12 protein-coding genes are annotated in these 14,122 nt (G+C 66.4%); 9 read left to right on the forward strand and 3 right to left on the reverse strand.

Annotation, left to right across the window (positions count from 1 at the left end):
* Positions 1 to 205: 205 nt before the first annotated feature.
* A complete protein-coding gene (locus HMPREF9058_RS07580; protein WP_009406704.1) occupies positions 206 to 1,192 on the reverse strand; it encodes a hypothetical protein in 987 nt (328 codons plus the stop codon).
* Positions 1,193 to 1,388: 196 nt separating this feature from the next.
* Here HMPREF9058_RS07580 and HMPREF9058_RS07585 point away from each other — a divergent pair, with 196 nt between their 5' ends.
* The 7 genes from HMPREF9058_RS07585 (at position 1,389) to HMPREF9058_RS07615 (ending at position 10,595) form a co-directional block, all read left to right on the forward strand.
* Positions 1,389 to 1,787, forward strand: coding sequence for a RidA family protein (locus HMPREF9058_RS07585; protein ID WP_003788269.1), 399 nt, complete (start codon positions 1,389 to 1,391; stop codon positions 1,785 to 1,787).
* A gap of 323 nt (positions 1,788 to 2,110) precedes the next feature.
* Complete coding sequence (locus HMPREF9058_RS07590; protein WP_009406694.1) at positions 2,111 to 3,142, forward strand: DUF5129 domain-containing protein; 1,032 nt, start codon at positions 2,111 to 2,113, stop codon at positions 3,140 to 3,142.
* A 49-nt stretch (positions 3,143 to 3,191) separates the two neighbouring features.
* Positions 3,192 to 4,835 (forward strand): DUF5129 domain-containing protein, encoded by a 1,644-nt coding sequence (locus tag HMPREF9058_RS07595; RefSeq protein WP_009406681.1) that lies wholly within the window; start codon positions 3,192 to 3,194, stop codon positions 4,833 to 4,835.
* A 122-nt stretch (positions 4,836 to 4,957) separates the two neighbouring features.
* Positions 4,958 to 6,553 (forward strand): DUF5129 domain-containing protein, encoded by a 1,596-nt coding sequence (locus HMPREF9058_RS07600; protein ID WP_009406696.1) that lies wholly within the window; start codon positions 4,958 to 4,960, stop codon positions 6,551 to 6,553.
* A 129-nt stretch (positions 6,554 to 6,682) separates the two neighbouring features.
* A complete protein-coding gene (locus tag HMPREF9058_RS07605; protein WP_009406667.1) occupies positions 6,683 to 7,663 on the forward strand; it encodes a DUF5129 domain-containing protein in 981 nt (326 codons plus the stop codon).
* Complete coding sequence (locus HMPREF9058_RS07610) at positions 7,660 to 9,318, forward strand: DUF5129 domain-containing protein (protein ID WP_009406711.1); 1,659 nt, start codon at positions 7,660 to 7,662, stop codon at positions 9,316 to 9,318. The genes HMPREF9058_RS07605 and HMPREF9058_RS07610 overlap by 4 nt, the downstream gene beginning before the upstream one ends.
* Complete coding sequence (locus HMPREF9058_RS07615) at positions 9,297 to 10,595, forward strand: DUF5129 domain-containing protein (protein WP_009406692.1); 1,299 nt, start codon at positions 9,297 to 9,299, stop codon at positions 10,593 to 10,595. Before HMPREF9058_RS07610 ends, HMPREF9058_RS07615 begins: the two co-directional genes overlap by 22 nt.
* Positions 10,596 to 10,603: 8 nt before the next feature.
* On the opposite strand, the gene HMPREF9058_RS13815 is transcribed toward HMPREF9058_RS07615, so the two are convergent.
* Positions 10,604 to 11,206 (reverse strand): hypothetical protein, encoded by a 603-nt coding sequence (locus HMPREF9058_RS13815; RefSeq protein WP_254654098.1) that lies wholly within the window; start codon positions 11,204 to 11,206, stop codon positions 10,604 to 10,606.
* 475 nt (positions 11,207 to 11,681) lie between these two features.
* Here HMPREF9058_RS13815 and HMPREF9058_RS13820 point away from each other — a divergent pair, with 475 nt between their 5' ends.
* Together HMPREF9058_RS13820 and HMPREF9058_RS07625 are read left to right on the forward strand one after the other, a co-directional pair.
* Positions 11,682 to 11,831, forward strand: a complete 150-nt coding sequence (locus tag HMPREF9058_RS13820; protein WP_254654099.1) for a hypothetical protein — start codon at positions 11,682 to 11,684, stop codon at positions 11,829 to 11,831.
* Positions 11,832 to 12,154: 323 nt separating this feature from the next.
* Positions 12,155 to 13,045, forward strand: coding sequence for a DUF5926 family protein (locus HMPREF9058_RS07625; protein ID WP_009406712.1), 891 nt, complete (start codon positions 12,155 to 12,157; stop codon positions 13,043 to 13,045).
* A gap of 87 nt (positions 13,046 to 13,132) precedes the next feature.
* Here the strand turns inward: HMPREF9058_RS07625 and HMPREF9058_RS07630 are convergent, their stop codons facing one another.
* Positions 13,133 to 13,990 (reverse strand): DUF817 domain-containing protein, encoded by an 858-nt coding sequence (locus HMPREF9058_RS07630; RefSeq protein ID WP_009406680.1) that lies wholly within the window; start codon positions 13,988 to 13,990, stop codon positions 13,133 to 13,135.
* Between the last annotated feature and the right edge of the window lie 132 nt (positions 13,991 to 14,122).

Consider the following 14,122-nt stretch of genomic DNA (forward strand, 5'->3'; position numbering starts at 1 on the left):
CTCCATGTCCGACGACGACGGCGTTGCGGGAGGGCTCGCCGCGAGGGCCGTCGTGGAAGTGCCGTAGGTCCCGGGCGGTGGGGCGGGCGCGGCCAGTCGGGGCCATGCCGGCTGCCCGTGCCGCCGACCGGCGGGCTGGAGGTCGCGGGTTGGAGGCGGGTGGCCAACGGTGGGCGCGAGGCCCGATGGGCGAGACCCGGTGCCCCTACACCGGCAGCCACTCCAGGATGTCGATGTTCGCGCGATCCGCCAGCCACAGCTCGGCCCGCCTGACCCGGTTGCCCATGATGAGCAGCGAGCCGCGCACCGTGTGCGGCACGTTCCTGAACAACGTGTAGGTGTCTCCGCCGGCGTCGACCCCGATACGGTCCTGGCCCAGCAGGTGCAGGCGCATGACCGGGCGGGTCGGGTCGGCGGTCAGCGCCTGCCACGCCTCAGCCGGTATCCCCTGCGGCAGGAGGCCGGCCATGTCACTGGCGTACTCGGCGGGCTCCTGACCCACCGGAGCGATGACGACGTCGAGGTGATGGTCCCCGGAGAGCACGGGCAGCCGGTCCGTCTGATCGGTGTCCACGCACAGGCGGGTCCACCCCATGGCGCCCCGGGCATGCTCCTGCTCCGAGACGCCGATCCAGTGCAGTGAGCCGGTAGCCGATCCGTGGTCGGTGACGGCACGCACGTCACGCTTGATGACCCGGTAGGAGGCGTTGCGCATGAGATTGGGGAGGCGGCGGCCGTGGACGTGGATGAGCTCGGCGACATCCAGGTCGGGCGCGTCGGTGGCGCCAGTGGTCTCGGCTGCGAATCCGCGGCTCTTGAGCTGCTTGCGCTCGCGGCCTCCCAGTCGAAGGCCGGTGCGCAGGAAATCGGCGCCCATGAGGAGGCTCCTGGCGCTGCGCGTGTGAGGACGGGCGGCGAAGGCGGTGGCGAGGGTCCGGGCGAAGGGGGTGCCCGTGATCTGTGGCCCGGCGTCGACGTCGATCGGGGCTCCGTCATCCTTCGCCGGCCGGGACAGGCCGGGCAGGCCTGGAAGCCGGTCGACGCCGAGGCGCTGGGAGGTCTGGGCGGCCGCGCCGGCCGCGGCCCGGGACACCGTGTCCGCGGCCTTGGCGGCGCCGGAAGCGGCCTGTCCGGCGAGGCCGCGGGCCTGGGCGGCCAGGTCGTCGCGCGAGGGGATGGAGGGCAGCTTCACGGCAGTCCTTCGATAGGAGCGAAGCGGGGTGCGCCGACCCCGATGCGGTTGACCACCCCGAGTCTAGGAAGCGGGCGAAGCGAAAGGCATGGGTAGTCTGGCCCGGGCGTCGGCGCCACTGCGCTGCCACCCGGGCCGCCACTCCGCCCGCCGGGAACGCGGCCGAACCCCAGCGTCCAGCAGGAACGAGGACCCCATGACCGTCAGCCGTATCGCCACGACCAACGCTCCCGCCGCCGTCGGCCCCTACTCCCAGGGCGTCTCCACCGGTCAGGGGGCCGGCTCGCTCGTCTTCGTCTCCGGGCAGGTGCCGCTCGACCCGGCCACCGGCGCGCTCGTCGAGGGAGACATCCAGGCCCAGGCCGAGCAGGTCCTCAAGAACGTGGGCGCCATCCTGGCCGAGGCCGGGCTCGGGTACGACGACGTCGTCAAGACCACGGTCCTGCTCGCCGACATCGCCGACTTCGCCGCCGTCAACGAGGTCTACGCCCGCTACTTCACCGGCGAGACCCTCCCGGCCCGGGCCGCCTTCGGGGTGGCCGCCCTGCCGCTGGGGGCCGGCGTCGAGATCGAGGCCATCGCCGCCCGGTCCTGAGCCGGCCCGATCAAGAGCCGTCACCGAAGCCACGCCGACACTCGCCAGACCGGCGTCGGTCCCACAGGTGTGAGCCGGGGCCGGCTGCATCCGATGGGGCGCCGCCCCCACCAGCACGGGGTGTCTGACCCTGCCGGTGGGGCGACCCGTTCACTAGGCTCTTTCCCGGTTCCACGTCCACGGGGTGTCCTCTCGTCGAGGGCGCCCCGTGTTGCTCTCCCCATGGCAGACGGCGTGACCGCGGGTGAGGATGAGGCACGGCCGGCGGCTGCAGAGTCACCAGCCGGCCAGGACCCACGTCGAGGTTTCATGAGAGGAAGACGATGCCGCCCACGCGCCTTCCTCTCGTCATCCGCCTCGGAGGGATCCGCTCGCTGCTGTCCTTCTGCGCCATCATGACGGCGGGCCTGGCGGCCGCGCTCTCACCGGTGGCCGTCGCGGTGTGGGCGCCCTCGCTCGCCGCCCTCACGCTCCTGCCGGCGCTGCTGGGCGCCGGGGGCGTCGGCTATTACCTGTGGCGCGGTCTGTCCGCACGGCGCATGTTCGAGCAGGCGCTGCGGCACTACGCGCAGGTCACCGACGACTACGAGGTCACCGAGCTCCATGCCCGTCTCATCCCTGAAGGCGAGACCCGCGGCGCCCATGTCCTGGCCCACTACCGCTGGTTCCGCGACGAGTACGAGAGCCTGACCCGCTCCTGGCAGGATCTGGGCAGCCCCCGGGGCGCCCAGTGGTTCGAACCGGGAGTGTTCCAGCGGGTCCGTGAGATCAAGCGACGGTCGGCCGCGCTGGAGTCGACCGACGACATCATCGCCAGCAACGCCGCGTTCCTGAGCCTGTCCTCCAACTGGGAGAGGCTCTGGCGCCAGGAGCAGCAGCCGGTTCTTCATGAGCTCGACCTGCTCCTGAGCCAGTGCCAGTGGATCGACTCCTACGCGTTCACTCCCCGCGGCACGGTGGAGGTGCGCGAGCTGGTGCGGGCCCACCACCAGCGCCTCAGCGAGATGACCGCGGAGCTGTCGGCCGGCTTGCTGCAGCCCTCGGCGGCGCTTGACGAGCTTGCCTGGATGGCGGCCGATGCTCGCCGGGCGGGGCGTGGCCTGTCGCTCCGTGCGGCCGGCGCGGAGCCTGCCCTCAGCAGCTCTCTCGGTTCTCTCGACGTCGAGGCCTCCGCCCGCCCGGGTCCTCACGCCCTGCTGGACGTCGTCGGACCCGGAAGGAACGCCGGCTACTGGAACCCGGTCAGCCCTGGTGCCGAGGGGAGAGCCGTCGTGCCTGTCGGCCACGCCGGCCCGCGACGGCTCCTGAATGCCGGTGCGGGATATCTCGGGGACGGGACCTTCCCGGGATGCTGACGTCGACACACCTCACACGCCACGCTCACGTCAGAGGAAGGAAGTGCTGATGAGGCACATGAAACGGTCTGGCATCGTCGGGCTCGGTGGAATCTGGTCGGTGACGGCCTTCGTCGCCAATGTGGTGGTGAGCCTGGCCCTCATCGCCGTGCTGCCGATCATGGTCATCTGGCCCTTCGGGGAGAGCCATCACCCCAGCGTGGAGGTCCACGACGAGGCCGGGGTGCTCCAGAGCGAGCCACTGGCCAAGGAGATCCAGGCGATGCGCTTCCGTCAGGACGTCCACGTCGCCGTGCTCACAGTCCCGGGCTGGGACGTCGATAACCTCAACGACTCGGTGCTGGAGTACGCCCGCTCGCACCAGGGCGACACCGACGTCCCATGGATCTCGACGTCGAACCCCAACTACTGGAGCGACGGCCTGGTGATCCTGGCGGTCGCCCCGGAGGCGCGCAAGGTCGGCTGCTACTTCGGTGAGGATGTCGCGGTCCCCTTGGAGCAGCAGGCCGCCATCCAGAACGCCGCCAAGGAACAGTACCGCCGGGCCGACTGGTACGGGGGCACCGTCTCCATGGCGGCTAAGACCGCTGACGTCATCGGTCGGCCCGGCGGTGGTGACGTGGGAACGACCTACGTCCTGCCTGGAATCTCGGCACTCGTGGGCCTCATCTGGCTCTGGTGGTACCTGTGGCGCGGTTTCGCGGCGCGACGCCGGGCGCGCGAGGCGCTGCGCCACTACTCGCAGGTCACTCACGACCACGAGACCACCGAGCTCCTGGCCGGCACGATTCCCGAGGATGAGCCGCACGGTGCCCAGGTCATGGCCCGCTACCGGTGGTTCCGTGAGGAGTATGAGAAGGTCACCCGCTCCTGGCAGGACTTCGGCAACCCCTACCGCACCCAGTGGTTCGGCATGTCGGTGCTGAGACGGGCCACCGAGCTGGAAAAGCGTTCCGAGCTCCTGGACTCCCTCGACGACGTCATCGCCAACACCGCCACCTTCCTGAGCCTCTCGCCCGGCTGGGACCGTGTCTGGAGCAACGAGCAGGGGCCGGTCCTGGAGGACCTGCAGTCGCTGCGGAGACTGTGCCACGAGGTCGATAGCGCCGTCGTCGCCGAGAACGGTTCGATCGCTGAGCGCGCCAAGGAGGAGCGGGAATGGGTCCGCTCCCGTAAGCAGCGCTTGGATGACATGACCTCCGATCTGGAGAACGGTTCGCTCCAGCCCTCGGCTGCGCTGGACGAGCTCGACGAGATCGCCAGTGAAACGAAGACGAAGGCCTCCCGGCTCGCCCGCGAGGCCATTGACGCCGACACCTCCAGCTACGCCGACGAGCGCCGTCGTCGCTACGACGACTCGGTCTCGTCCACGGATGCCGCTTACGCCGGCTACTGGTATCTGGGTGGGGGGCACGGCAGCTACAACCCGCACTCGACGATCCGCCTCAACCCCTCGTCCCCGGCCATCTCTGCTATCGGCTCATCCGGCTCGTCCAGCTCGGGCGTCGGCGCCGGCGGGTCCTTCAGTTCCTTCACCCCGGTCTCCGACCTGGTGGTGGGATACAGCTCGGCCTCCTCCTACACGCCGTCGAGCAGCTCCGGCTCCGGGTCCAGCTTCTCGGGAAGCAGTTTCTCCGGCGGCTACAGCGGTGGTGGCGGGTTCTCCGGGTCCGGCTCCTCCTCGAGCTTCTGAGCCGGTGCGGGCGGGCCCGCGTCGGTGCTGTCTCTGCCCGCCTCCGGGGCCGCCCGGCCCCCGCTAGGATCGACACTGAAAACGTCCAGTCAGTAGGGAGCTAGTAGGGAAGTGGGGCTCGGATGGAGCAGCTGGGGCAGAACCCCGCCACACGCTCGGGTGGAGGCCGTTCAGTGGTGGCCTTCATCGCCGTCATGGTCCTGGGTCTGACCCTGGTCCTCTCGCCGCTGATCGTGTGGCTCTGGCCATCGAAGAAGGAGACGGTGCCCACCTATCGGCCCACGGTCGAGGTCCAGGACGAGGCCGGCGTGCTTGACAGCGCAGCGCTGAGCGCCACGCTCAAGAATCTGGAGTTCCGCAAGCAGGTCCACCTGGCCGTCCTGACGGTGCCGGGTGAGGACATCGACAACCTCGACGACGCCGTGCTGGAGTATGCCCGTTCGCATGCGAGCGACACTGATGTCCCGTGGGTCTCGACGTCGAACCCCAAGTACTGGAGTGACGGCCTGGTGATCCTGGCGGTCGCCCCCGACTCGCGCAAGGTGGGCTGCTACTTCGGTGAGGACGTCAAGGTGATGAGCAGCCAGGAGGGCACCATCCAGGACGCCGCTAAGTCCCAGTTCCGGGAGAAGGACTGGGACGGGGGTCTGGTCTCCATGGGGAAGAAGTCCACGAAGTACGTCGGTAAGCCTCGCAGCGACCTGAGAGCCTTCTTCCTGCAGGTGTCCTTCCCGGTCGCCGGGTTCGGTGCCGCCGGTATCGGTGTCTACCTGTGGCGAGGACTCACGGCCCGCCGTCGGGCCGGCGAGGCGCAGCGCCACTACACGCAGGTCGCCCATGACTACCGGGCCACTGAACGGCACGCCCAGCGCATCCCCGCCGAGGAACCCCACGGGGCGCAGGTCATGGCCCGCTACCGCTGGTTCCGAGACGAGTACGAGAACCTGGCCCGGTCCTGGCAGGACTTCGGCAGCCCCCGGGGCACCCAGTGGTTCGGACTCTCCATGCTCCGCAGGGCGACCGACTTGCGACGACGATCGGCTGCGCTGGACACGCTCGACGACATCGTCGCCAACACCGCAACCTTCCTCAACCAGGACCGTGGCTGGGAGCAGGCCTGGTACAACGAGCAGGGCCCGGTCCTGGAGGACCTCCAGGCGCTGCTCACCCTGTGCCAGAAAATCGACTCCTCCGGCAGGCTGCCGGTCAACACGATGGGTACGCGGGAGAAGGTTCGCTGGTTTCATGAGCGCCTCTACCGCATGACGATGGACCTCTCGGCGGGCAGGCTCCAGCCGTCTCAGGCCCTCGACGAGCTCGACCGGATCGCCGACGCCACCCACGGGGAGGCCGACGGCCTGGCCCGCTACGCCATCGACGTCGATACCTCGCGGTACGCCGACGAGCGCCGTCGCCGTTTCAACAGCTACCGCGGCTCCGGTCGGTACGCCGCCTACAGCGGCGCCTGGTCCCTGGGCGGCGGCTACGGCAGGTACGACCCCCATGCCACGATCCGCGTCAACTCGGCGTCGCCGGCGATCGCCGGCCTCACTGGCTTCGACAACGCGGCCTTCCGTTCCTTTGTCCCGGTCTCGTCCCTGGTGATGGGCTACAGCGCGGCGTCAACCTTCACCCCGGGCGGCGGATCCTCGGGAGGGGGTGGCTTCTCCGGGGGTGGCGGCGGATTCTCCGGGGCGGGCTCCTCCTCCAGCTTCTGAGCCGGGCCGTGCTCGTTCGCCGGCTCTCGACGAGGAACTACATGCATGTGGATGAGATAACCTCAACCCGCTAAGAGCGGAGACGGGACAGCCTTCGAGGTTGGCTCGGTTATTAACAAGGAATGTCACATGAAGCAATCTGCGATCATCCGCCTTGGAGGTCTTCGAGCGATCGCAATGTTCGTGATGAATATTGCCGGGGCGTTGATCGCGATCCTGCTTCTGCCGGCGGTGCTCCTCTACCCCTCCGCATCTGGGCATCGCCCCGATGTGGTCGTCCGCGATAAGGCCGGTATCTATCACGAGCAGACTCTTCGCCGCGGCCTGGAAGAGCAGCGCTACGATCGCGAGCTTCGTATCGTGGTGCTCTCGGTCCCCGGAGCCGGTATCGGCAACATTGATGAGGCGACTGTCAAGTACGCAGCCGACGGCGCACAAGGTTCGTCGTGGTTCAAGGGCTCCGACGTCGGTAGTCCGGTGAATGGAACGATTCTCTTCGTGGTGGCGCCCGAGTCTCATTGGGTGCGTTGCTACGCGGCGAAGGACTTGCGGCTGTCTGCCGACAAGCGGGAGGCGATCGAGAACGCCGCGGGAAGCCACTACGCCCAGGACGATTGGGATGGCGGAGCCGTGGCGATGGGGCGACAGCTGGCGACATACATCGGTTCAGGCAGTGGGAACAGCACGACGTTGTGGGTTGCCGGTGCGGTCCTCGCCTTCATAGCGGGAAGTGGATGGCTCGCCTTCTATATATGGCGGGGCGTCACCGCCCGACGCCTTGGCAGGGCTGCTCACAAGAAGATGATGCAGGTCGTCTACGACTATGATCTCACCGAGCTCAAGGCGGAAACTCTTCCGGCGCAGTCCTCTCAGAGTCGTGACGTCGGTTCGGACTACAGGAGATTCCTCGCGGAGTATGACGTCGTCAGTAGAGCGTGGAAGGACTTCGGGGAGCCGCGCGGTGCTCAATGGTTCGGTCGCGGTGTTCGTGCTCAGGCCGCTCGTCTCGCCGAGAGGACAGCCAGTTTGGTCGAGCTCGACGCCGCTGTGAACGCCGGCGCCGCGACTCGGGCGGACACGATCCAGAATCCTGGGGGTACTGCTCTGTGAAGAAGCCGCCAACAGTCTCTGAGCTCGGTGGGTTACGAGCGATCCTCGGGTATCTAGGCAATCTCCTCATTGGTGTAGCACTTGTGGTCGCGCCATTCATCATCAACGGCGGACAATCGCCCTTCTATCCCGCGAAGCAGTTTCATCCGACTGTGGAGATCCATGACGAGGCTGGAATTCTTCAGCGGGACTACGTCAAGTCGGAGCTTGAGAAGCTCACCTTCCGGCAGTCGACCCATGTGGTGGTCGTGAACCTCCCAAATTCTAAAGTTGAAAGCCTCCAAGACGAGGTGCGGAACTATGCTCGCACTCATCCCACGGATGTCCCATGGATCTCGTGGGAGGACTCGGGGCGCTGGGCCGATAACGTGATGATCGTCGCCCAAGCGCCACATACCGACTATGATGATGTGCTGGCAGGGCAGGGGATGAAATTCTTTTACGGGCCGAAGCTTGATATTGACTCGAACGGCCAAAGTGAGGTGTGGTACTCGATTCAAAAGTATCTGACCCAGAGTGACCGTGACGAGGATGCGCTCGTGGTCACTGCCGTGAGAACTGCCTCCTCCTATATCGGCTGGCACCTGGGTTTTACCAGGATGTTCAGGGTCGCCGCACTGTTCTTGATCTTCATGGCTGCTGCCAACCTCTGGTTTCGATACTATCTGACGAGAGGAAGAATGGCGCGCTCGGGCATTGAGGAGGCTCGGCAGGCCTACGAGCGGGTAGTTGGCCGGCGTGCCGATATGAGTGCGTTCATGTCGCTCATTCCTGTTGACGAGCCGTACGGGGTTCAGGTTCTTGCCAGGTATATGGTGCTTCAGAAGCACTATCGTCGACTTGAGCGATCATGGAGTGCGTTGGGGACTCCTGTAGGACTTCAGTGGTACGGACGGAGAGTGGGGAATAAAGCAGCCTATGTCAAAGCCTACTCAATGCAATTGGATGCTGTTCAGCAGGCGGTCATCAACTGTGCCCGACTGTTGTCTCTGACCGAGTTCTGGCGGGACGCGTGGCAGAACGAGTGCGATGCGGTGTTCGCAGATATGCAGGCAGTCAAGCGGTTCGGCGCATCAGGCGGGCGCGCGTATGACTCGAAGCTCACGAGTGCGATGCAGCAGGTGGCCTCCCTGCGTTCGTTGGTCGACGGCCTTGAAGGCAGGCTGTCTCAAGGTCAGATAAGGTCTGCGGAGGGGCTCGATGTTCTGGGTCGCGTCGTGTCGGAACTGAGGCGGGTCGCGGAACGCTTTGTCGATGGGGTGTTTGCCGGAATGTCGAGGGGTGAGAGGAGGAGGTGTCGTCGCCGGTACAAGAAGTACATGAATTCGTGGAGCAGCAGCCCGCGCTCGAAGATCTCCATGATGCTGGGTGGTGCTCAAATCGGGCGTGACGGGCAAGAGGCTCCTCACGCCGAGGGGCTGAAGTCCGCTGATCGGTGGGGAGAAGTGCCGCGAATGTCAAGCACCGTGCGCATGCTCACGAGGTCACCCGCGATTGGTGAGGTCGCGGTAACGAGTGAGGGGGTGGGCGCACTATCCGTCAGTGCACCAGTGATGGATGTGTATAACGCCTACCGGTACGCTTTGTTGTACAGGGATCCCTGGTGGAAACGTGAACCCAGTAAGAAGCGGAAGTGGGTAATACGATGGTCTTAGGGAGAGCTGTTCCGGAGCGTCAGCGGCGCAACACCTCCGATGTCATCAAGTTCTTTGCGAATATCGCAGTATGTGCGCTGATGATCTCTGCGCTTCCACTCGCGATTCTCGGTCCGTTCCGGCAAGGACATGCCCCCACCGTCAATGTTCGCGACGAAGCCGGCATCTTCGATTCCCAGGCTCTTCAGCGTGATCTGCAGAGTCTGAGATTCCGGCAAGACATTCGTTTCGAGGTCGTGTCGCTGACGGGTTGGGGTATCAACAACCTGGATGCGGCTACCGCGAACTACGCCGAGAACATCTTCGACTACCGGCAGGACTTCCGATCCTCGGGCGGAGGTCGCTGGAAAGAAGGAGTGGTTGTCATCGCGGTGGCCCCTCATGCGCACCAGATGGCCTTCTACCCCGGCGCAGACGTGTCACTGGAGCGATCCGAGCAGGTCGCCATTCAGGACGCGGCGGCGTCACGTTTTGCCGCTCAGGACTGGAACGGCGGTGTCGTGGCGATGGGACGTCAAGCCGAGACCTACCTGGGTCCCTACGGCATGACGGTCTCGGGTATCGGCGTTGTCGGTGCAGGGCTGCTGTGCGTGGCAGGCGTGGTCAGACTCGTCATCTACTGTCGGCGAGGGCTCAGTGCCCGTCGTCGAGCAAGAGCAGCCGCCCGTTCCTACGCACAGGTGACCTACGACTACGACTCAACCGCCCTGCGAGTGGGAACGCTGGAGCCCGGTTCACCGGAGTCACGTCAGCTCACACAGCGCTACCAGCGCTTCGAGGCCGAGTATGACGACGTCGTACGCGCCTGGAACAGATTCGGTGAACCTCGAGGTATCGACTGGTTCAGCAAGAGCGTTCAACATGAGGCCCTGGAGCTCGAGCGGCGCTCCGCAGCCCTTGATGACGGCGACGACGTCATCGTGGACACCGTGTCCATGCTGACGATGTCCCCGACCTGGGAGCAGGTCTGGGGCAAGTTGCAGGAACCGGTTCTTGAGCGCCTGATATCAGTCACCCGGATGGTGCGATCCGCAAGCCGCCGTCGGTCAGGGCTTCATACCGAAGCTGTCCAGAACTGGGTCGGCCACCAGAATCGGAGGCTGGGAGAGTTGACCAACGGCCTGGATCAGGGCGAGATTTCTCCGGCTGCCGCGCTGGCTGAGCTGGATCGGATCTCTCGCCTCGTCTCCACTGTGGAAACGGCGGTGGCACGACGTCGTGATGCGGTCGCCAATGCTGCTGCCGCGATGCCGACGGCAACCGCGGCGCGGGTGTAGACGGACCGTCACGCGGTGGGCATGTAGCCGACGATCTCGGTCCCGTGGATGCCGATCATCAGGTGTGAGTCAGTGAGATTGGCCTGAATATGCGCCGACGTTCCCGGCGGGGCGATGACCTGCGACGTGCGGGTGTCGATGACGAGGGACGTTTCATCGTTTGTCGATTGGCTCCACTGGCGGCCGAATGCGAACGGGGCCGCCAGGATGTACCGGTCTTCGGTGAGATGCCAGCCGAGCTGCAGCGTGCCTCGTCCCGGAGTCTGGTCGAGGGCCTTCTCGAGGGGCAGCGTCACGGGGGTGCCATTGAAGGTGCAGGCGCTGGCGGACGTGCACTCGACGGTGTACGCGGCCCAGGAGAGGTCGCCCGACTCGTAGGCTCGCTGGAACTGCTCCACGGTGGGGGTTCCCGACTCCGACAGGAGCAGCGCCGCATTGCTCCCGGAGAGGGGGAATGTCCCCCTCGGCTCTCCTTGAAGGGAGTAGGCCTCAGCGGTCTCGGAGTCCCGCGGGATGTGGATCCACCCGTCCTGCGCGGGGATGTACGTCGATTCCCTCCCCAGCTCCTCGCCCGCCCAGTCGTTGCGGACGCTCCCGTCAGCAAGGTTCATGAGACCAGTCCTTGCTGGCTGGTTGTTGTCAACCGAGGCAGTCGACACCAGGATGCTTCCAGTGGCGTCATCTCCAGCGATTCCTGACGGCTGAGGGTTGGTTTGGGTATCGTACCTGCGCTCCCAGCGCCGAGTGGGGCGCCCGCCGCTCCAGTCCCAGGCACTGCACCGGTTGGTATTCCAGTAGGAATCGCAGGTGATGATGAGATGAGGGGAGATGATGTACGGCCAATTGTCTGAGGACCACGGGGCTGTTTCCGTGCGCCCGGTGGCCGGATCGAGAATCTCGTGGTTCAGAACCAAGTGTCCGCCCCACCAAGGGGATCCCCATAGGTTGATACTCTTGTTCGTCAGCTCCCACAGTTTCTTTGGGCCTGCCTTGTCAAGGAGGTAACCGCGCAGGGTGTCCTTCTCTTCGCGGGACTCCACGACGAGGTAGCTCCCGCATCGGTGGATCACGGGGGAGCTCAGAGTCATGGATGGATCGGTTCCGCTGTCGAAGCGCCAGGCCTCACCCCACTGGGTCCCTGGTGCGGGGCTCGTGCTAGTGGAGGTGTCGCATGATGTCGTCTCATTCGCCCCGGCCGAGGCCTGCCAGGTCGAGTACGCCGGCGCCTCCGGTTGAGTGAGTGAGGACGCCATGACCGGCCGCTGCTGAGCCCACGCCTGTGCGAGCGTGAGGAACACAGTGATGACGACGAACACCAGCGCAGTCTTGAACAGGCGGCTGCTCCAGGCCGTTCGAGCAACACGGATCCCCAGGTTCCGAAGGCCCACCGCACTGAATCGCATGGGACTAGCATTCCTCACTCCCTGCGGCGGCGGGACTGTTCTCCCTGTGACGTCGGGGGAAACCGGTGGGGAGAACTGCCGTGAGGCGCGTCATGGGGCGGCGACGGGCCGTCGTCGACCCCGGTGGGGCGCCACGTGGCCGGTAGGCTGACGGGCATGTCGAAGAAGAAGCGCCACGGGCGCCGTCCGGCCGCCGCATCGGCCAAGCCCCGCAAGCAGAGCATCGAGTTCGTCGCCCGTCCCTTCGCCGGTCTGCCGGCCGAGGAGGACCTCGTGGCGATGGCTCAGATCATCCCGGCCGCCACGGCCACCGTGCGCCTGACCAAGGAGTACGGGGGCAAGCAGATCCAGCTCGTCACGCTCCTTCCCGAGTTCGTCCAGGGGCTCAAGCGCTCCGACGGCGAGGTTCTCGTGGCCATGCAGACCTCCATGCACTCCGGGGACGCCTCCCGCGACGTCGCCGCCGCCGTCCTGGCCACCCTCGAGCTGCCCGAGGGTCAGGCCCTGCGCACCGACGGCCTGCCCGAGCCCGGCCCGCGCCTCCAGGACATTCTTGACACCAGTGAGCCGCCGGTGATCTCCGTGCGTGAGACCTTCGACTTCTGGATCGACCCGCAGGCCGGGGCCGGTGACGAGCAGACCCGCCAGGTCATTGAGGAGGCCATCGAGCGCGCCAAGGAGGAGATCGGCCCGACCCGGCCCGTTCCCGGCGTCGAGCACGCCTACTGGTGCCGACTGGGCGCCAAGGAGTTCGTGCGCTGGGCGCGCGGGGAGGACGAGGACGAGTTCTTCAACGCCTTCGCCCGCATCTACGCCGCACGAGAGTCCGACCTGGAGGAGGGGGCGCGCTTCGTCGGCGCCTTCCGGGCCAACGGCCTGGCCATCCCGGTGTGGGAGCTCGTCCCCGGCACGGAGGCCGAGGAGCTCACCAAGCCGCTGCAGGCCATGGGCAAGCGCCTGGAGGCCGCACTGGCCGACACCAGCCCCCTGAGCCCCGAGGTCCGCCGCGCCAAGGCCGGCATCATCTCCCGCCAGGTCAACCTCTGACTCTTTCTCCCGTCGAGCCGGTCATTCGTCGCGTCGCCCTCCGGAATTTCTGCCGGGTACCGCGAAGAATGCCCGGCTCGGCGTTGCTCAGGTCTCGGCGATGCGCAGGCGCCGGCGCGTCACGCGCGGCAGGCCGCGTCCGTAGAGGGTGCCCTCCTTGGCTTTGATGGCGGCCACGAGTACGAAGCTCAGTGAGATGAGCAGCGCCCAGCTGCCGAACTTGCCGGCGTGCACCAGGTGCCAGCCGTCGGCCTGGTTGGGGTAGCGCCAGGCGCTCAGCGCCGTGGCCAGGTTCTCCGCCAGCCAGAGGAAGCCCCCGATGAGGATGAAGGCCACCGTCGTCGGCATCCAGTAGCGGTCACCGCCGACAGTGAAGTGGACGGCGCTTCCCCACAGGGCGATGAGGAAGCCGGCCGCGATCACCCAGCGCAGGTCGACGATGACGTGATGGGTGAAGAAGTTGAGGTAGGCGGCCACGGCTAACAGACTCACCGGCCACCACCGAAAACCGCCTACGTGTAGGTCGAGGCGCCGGAAGGCCTGACAGATGTAGGAGCCGACGGAGGCGTACATGAATCCGGAGAAGACCGGCACCCCGCCGACGCGTACCACTCCCGCGTCCGGATAGGCCCAGGAACCGGTGTGGACCTTGAACACCTCCAGCGCCAGCCCGATGAGGTGGAAGGCGCAGATGACGCCGAGCTCGCGCCAGGTCTCCTGCTTGAGGGCCACGAAGGCGATCTGAACGACGACGACGTAGATCAGCAGGGCGTCGTAGCGGGCGATCGGCGGATTCGTGTACTTCCAGATCAGGGCACTGGCCGCGAGTCCGACGAAGATGGCGATGGCGAAGGCGCAGCAGGCCAGCTCCAGGAGGGCGAACTGGACCAGGCGGCGGGGGAGCAGGCGCCACCGACTCAGGGGGAGGCGAGCGGTATCGGGCACGACCGAAGTATGCCAGCGCCGTGGCGTTGCCCCGCTGATGGGGACATTCCCTCACGGCCGGGGACATCCTGCGCATGCGGGGACTTTTTCTTCCGGTCGGGGGCGTCTCGCGCGTTCGGGGACGGGTTTGCT

The sequence above is a fragment of the Actinomyces sp. oral taxon 175 str. F0384 genome (genome assembly GCF_000223355.1).
GTDB classification, from domain to species: domain Bacteria; phylum Actinomycetota; class Actinomycetes; order Actinomycetales; family Actinomycetaceae; genus Actinomyces; species Actinomyces oris.

Excerpts from the sequence above, each read along its gene's own strand:
- HMPREF9058_RS07585 (WP_003788269.1), top strand. The coding sequence starts at position 1,389 with ATGACCGTCAGCCGTATCGCCACGACCAACGCTCCCGCCGCCGTCGGC.
- HMPREF9058_RS07590 (WP_009406694.1), top strand. The coding sequence starts at position 2,111 with ATGCCGCCCACGCGCCTTCCTCTCGTCATCCGCCTCGGAGGGATCCGC.
- HMPREF9058_RS07595 (WP_009406681.1), top strand. The coding sequence starts at position 3,192 with ATGAGGCACATGAAACGGTCTGGCATCGTCGGGCTCGGTGGAATCTGG.
- HMPREF9058_RS07600 (WP_009406696.1), top strand. The coding sequence starts at position 4,958 with ATGGAGCAGCTGGGGCAGAACCCCGCCACACGCTCGGGTGGAGGCCGT.
- HMPREF9058_RS07605 (WP_009406667.1), top strand. The coding sequence starts at position 6,683 with ATGAAGCAATCTGCGATCATCCGCCTTGGAGGTCTTCGAGCGATCGCA.
- HMPREF9058_RS13815 (WP_254654098.1), bottom strand. The coding sequence starts at position 11,206 with ATGAACCTTGCTGACGGGAGCGTCCGCAACGACTGGGCGGGCGAGGAG.
- HMPREF9058_RS13820 (WP_254654099.1), top strand. The coding sequence starts at position 11,682 with ATGGATGGATCGGTTCCGCTGTCGAAGCGCCAGGCCTCACCCCACTGG.
- HMPREF9058_RS07625 (WP_009406712.1), top strand. The coding sequence starts at position 12,155 with ATGTCGAAGAAGAAGCGCCACGGGCGCCGTCCGGCCGCCGCATCGGCC.